Origin of the sequence: Microbacterium sp., from assembly GCF_031179285.1 — a bacterium.
GTDB lineage: Bacteria > Actinomycetota > Actinomycetes > Actinomycetales > Microbacteriaceae > Microbacterium.
In genome coordinates this window covers 1-4506 of sequence record NZ_JAPSHY010000061.1, presented here as the reverse complement: position 1 = coordinate 4506, position 4506 = coordinate 1, and the positions used below count along the sequence as shown (strand labels likewise).

Here is a 4506-nt window from a genome sequence, read left to right as displayed (position 1 = left end):
GGGCTCCTCTGGGCGCTCGTCTGCATCATCGTGGTCGCCCTCTACGCCCGCAAGCACCCCGAACTGCGCGCCACCGGGCCGCGACCGACGTTGCGGCAGGCGCTGATCGTCTTCCTGAAGGCGTTGCCCGCGCTGCTCATGATCGTCGTGGTGATCGGCGGCATCCTCACCGGTGTGTTCACCGCGACGGAATCGGCCGTGATCGCCGTGCTCTACTCGTTCACGCTGGGCCTCCTTCAGCGCACGCTGTCGCTGAAGGCACTCCCGAAGATCATCCTCGAGGCCTCGAAGGTGACCGGCATCATCATGCTGCTGATCGGGGTCTCGGGCATCCTCGGCTATGTGCTCGCCTTCGCCCAGATCCCCCAGCTGGTCACGGCAGGCCTCCTCGGCCTGACCGACAACGTGGCGATCATCCTGGTCGTCATCATGATCGTCCTTCTGCTCGCCGGCACCGTGATGGACCCCACTCCGGCGATCCTGATCTTCACGCCGATCTTCCTGCCGGTGGTCACCGCTCTCGGAGTCAGCCCGATCCACTTCGGCGCGATGATGGTCTTCAACATGTGCCTGGGCAACATCTCGCCGCCGATCGGGAACAACCTCTTCGTCGCGGCACGCGTCGGCAACGTCCGCGTCGAATCCGTGATCGGACGCCTCTGGCCGTTCTTCTGGGCCCTCTGCATCGCGCTGTTCATCGTGGCGTTCGTCCCGGCTGTGTCGTTGTGGTTGCCGACAGCGCTCGGCTTGGTCGTGCCCTGACCCGCGTCAACGGCTGCTGCTGAATGGCGCGCCGCGAGCGCGACCGCGTGTCGCCCTCGGTTGGTGGATACTGGCCACATGGAATCAGGGCCGCCGGTCGTCGTGGTCATGGGCGTATCCGGCGCAGGGAAATCGACCATCGGTGCCCTCCTCGCGCGTGACCTCGGTGTTCCCTTCGCCGATGCCGACCAACTGCACCCGCTCGAGAACGTCGAGAAGATGGCCTCGGGGATCCCGCTCGACGACGATGATCGCCGGCCTTGGCTCGAAGCAGTCGGTGCAGCGGCTGCTGAAGCGACTGACGCCGGCACCGGGCTGGTCCTCGCGTGCTCGGCGCTGAAGCGTCGCTACCGGGACGTCATCCGCTCGCGTGCGAAGGAAGTTCGTTTCGTGCACCTTCACGGAGCACGCGATGTACTCCTCGCTCGTACGGAGGGACGCACAGGCCATTTCATGCCGGTCAGCCTCATGGACTCGCAACTCGCCGACCTCGAAACGCTCGGTCCGGACGAGCCCGGCTTCGTCGTCGACATCGACCGCCCAGTCGACGCGATCCTCGCTGATGCGGTCGCACGCCTCACCGGGGGCACATCGGCCGCCGGATGAATCGCCGCATGCCGGTCGGATGTCGACGATCGTGCGAAGCGACGAGGGCGGGTGACGTCCTGAGCATGTCGACGCCTGCTCGTTCGACGGGAATCACTCACGGTTGTTCGGATCCGGGCCCTCCAGCGGCCGCCACAGCGGTCGCGGCACGCATGGGGCCAGGCTGGCCGCGAGGTGCGCGGCCAGCCTGGAAGGTGAGCTCCGGAGAGCGACCATATGTGCTTCGTCGTGCCGAGGTGCGTCCGTTTCTCGTGGGTTGAGGCCGATCGAGGGCGCGACCCGGCTCGGCTATTCGGTGTAGGTCAGCCCGAACCCGAAGGTGTAGGCGTCCCCGGCCGCATTGACATAGCTGTAGTCGAACGACTCGGCGTACCCCGGAACGTCGGACGCGTTCTGCTCGACCGCCTCCTGGTCGGCGGGGATGCTGATCGGAAGTTCGCCGGTCGGATTGAACTTCCCACGAACGACCTCCAGCAGCGCCTCCGCCTTGACGTTGAACGTGCCGACGACGGCAGCGGCACCGGGCTCGATCGCGTTCATCACCCACGGGTTGCCGAGGTTGACCGCGAGGATCGTCGGCACGGTGGCCTCGATATGCTGCACGCGCTCGACATCGACTCCGGTCAGCTCGCCGAGCTCGATCTCGACGGTCGAGTTGTCGGGGTACTCGAACACATTCGGCCGCACCCAGACGAGCGCAGCGGTGGCTTCCTCGAGCGTGTCGACGAGCTGCAGCGACGGATCGTGCTCCGCGATGAGCTCCTTGAGCGCCGCTGTCTGCTCGATGCCGTCCTGGCGCGTGACGACCTCGACGAACAGCTTCGTCGTGGCGGTATCCGAATCGGTGATCGGAAGCGCCTGCTGGTCATTGCGCATCAGCACGATCGACTTGCGGTGCGCCTCGTCTGCCCGAGCCTGGGACTCGGGGTCGTCCGCGACCTGCTGGGCGAGGGCGGGGTCGACGTAGGGGTCCTCGAACAGGCCGAGTGCGAAGACCTCCTCGAGCAGCAGCTGCACTGACGGGTTCAGCTCGGCTTCGGCGAGCAGTCCCGTCTCGACCGCCTCGATGAGGCCCGACGGGTCGCTGTTGTCCGAGAACAGACTGGTTCCGGCACGCACCGCCTTGGTGAAACGCTCGGCGGTGGTGAGGTTCTCGACGCCGAACGCCCGCGACGTCAGGATGCCGCTGTCGCTGTTGACGTACCCGGTGAAGCCCATCCGGTCACGGAGCAGGCCGGTCAGGATGGCCTCGTTGTAGGCGCCTGCCACCTCTTCGAACTGCTGACCGGGCGCGTACCAGTCCTCCATGTCCAGCTGCTGGGCACTCATCGCGTTGCTCGGCACGTTGTAGTAGGACATGACGGAGCTCGCTCCGGCGTCGATCGCCGCCTGGAACGGGGGGAGCTGGTAGTCCTGCAGGCTTCCCGGCGTCGGGTAGACGGCCCACTTGCCGGCTTCGTTGTGCGGGTCGAGCCCGCGGAGCACCGCGCCGTCGCCGGGGAAGTGCTTGACCGTCTGGGCCACGCTCTCGTTGCTCAACTCCGCTCCCTGGAAACCGAGTACGAGCTGCTCTGCGATCGCGGCATTGAGTTCGGGGCTCTCACCGAATGTGCCGTTGACCCGTCGCCAGCGAGGCTCGGTCGCTGTTTCGATCTGATAGCCGTAGGTCTTCTGAATGCCGGACGAACGCCACTCCTCCTGCGCGATCTCGGCGAAGTCGCGAATCAGCTCGATGTCGTTCGTCGCGGCCAGGCCCAGCGTCCCCGGCCAGGTCGAGAACTGGCCGGCTGCCTCGGAGATCCCGAACTCGAGATCAGGGTTGACGTGGTTGCGGGGGTTGGAGGTGAACACCACCGGGATGCCGAGTCGGGTCCCCTCCGCGATCTCCTGCAAGGAGTTCGCCCGGGCGGCGAGCTCGTACGCCGTGAGATTGTCTCGGATGATCAGGTGCGTGATGGACGCATCCTGGATGAGCTGTGGTGCGGTGGCTCGGAGTGACGCGATCTGCATCAGCCCCGCCTTCTCCTCGAGCGTCATCCGCGACAGGAGGTCGGCTGCGCGGTCCTCATCCGAGAGCCTCCAGTCCTCATACGGGTCGAGCGAGCCGTTGTCGTTCAGGTCGCGGAACTCCCTTCCCTTGACCTTGATCACGTCCTTGACGTGGGACTCGACGACGGGGGCCCTGTTCGGCGCTGTCGAGTGCGACGGCGGCTGGTTGCCGCCTGCGTTGTTCTCGTCGTGCGGGGGTGCGACTGCGGCGGCACTGACACTCGCCATCGAAAGTGAGAGGACGAGTGCGGCGGCGGTGAGTGAGCCTGGTATGAGTGTCCGGCATGACGATCTGCGCATGGCAGTCTCCTCCATATTCGGCGTCGAATGAGTGCAACGCTGCACTCCGCCGTGGCTTCATTGAGCCGTTGGTGCGCCGGGCCCGTCAATCGGTTGCCGGATGTTGGCGTGGCGAGGACCGGGTCCATCGCCTGTCGTCCTCGGCGGCCTCGTCGACATGAGCGCTGCGCGCACGCCTCAAAGCGTTGTAGACTCGTCCATTGGACTTCGGCGAGGGATGTCGGCGCTCCGGGTTCACTCGGACGCGGCATCCGTGATCGACGCGGTGGAAGCGGCTCATGGCTATTCCTCACGCTCGCATGCGTTCGAGTTGACGACAGACACACGATCTGGGCCGCGAGCCCGCAAGGAGAACCACCATGGCAGAAGACAACAAGGTCGTCGCGGAGGCCCGCGACTCCTTCGGCAAGGGCGCAGCCCGCAAGATCCGCGCCGCGGGCAAGATCCCGGCCGTCATCTACGGTCACGGCGGCGAGCCGCAGCACGTGACCCTGCCCGGTCACCAGACCGCGCTGATCATCCGGCGTGCGAACGCCATCATCGACCTCGACATCGCGGGCAAGAGCCAGCTGGTGCTCGTGAAGGACGTGCAGCGCGACCCGGTGCGCCAGGTCATCGAGCACCTCGACCTCATCGTCGTCCGCAAGGGTGAGAAGGTCGAGGTCGAGGTCCCGATCCACGTCGAGGGCGAGAGCTACCCGGGCACCTCCGTCGACCAGGAGCTGCACGTGCTGCGCCTGTCGGTCGAGGCCACCCACATCCCCGAGAACGTCTCGGTCAGCGTCGAGG

Annotated in this window: 4 protein-coding genes; 3 read left to right on the top strand and 1 reads right to left on the bottom strand. The window is 66.2% G+C overall.

Features of this window, described 5'->3' with window-relative positions; translation table 11 throughout:
* Positions 1-762, top strand: a 762-nt coding sequence (locus RIN18_RS17235; RefSeq protein ID WP_309105210.1) for a TRAP transporter large permease, incomplete at its 5' end; no start/stop codon positions are given.
* Between the two features lie 78 nt (positions 763-840).
* Entirely contained in the window at positions 841-1368 is a 528-nt protein-coding gene (locus tag RIN18_RS17230; RefSeq protein ID WP_309105209.1) for a gluconokinase, read from the top strand.
* 288 nt (positions 1369-1656) lie between these two features.
* Here RIN18_RS17230 and RIN18_RS17225 read toward each other — a convergent pair whose 3' ends face one another.
* A complete protein-coding gene (locus RIN18_RS17225; protein ID WP_309105208.1) occupies positions 1657-3717 on the bottom strand; it encodes a glycoside hydrolase family 3 N-terminal domain-containing protein in 2061 nt (686 codons plus the stop codon).
* 359 nt (positions 3718-4076) lie between these two features.
* Here RIN18_RS17225 and RIN18_RS17220 point away from each other — a divergent pair.
* The coding region (locus RIN18_RS17220) for a 50S ribosomal protein L25/general stress protein Ctc (RefSeq protein ID WP_309105207.1) at positions 4077-4506 on the top strand (430 nt) is incomplete at its 3' end.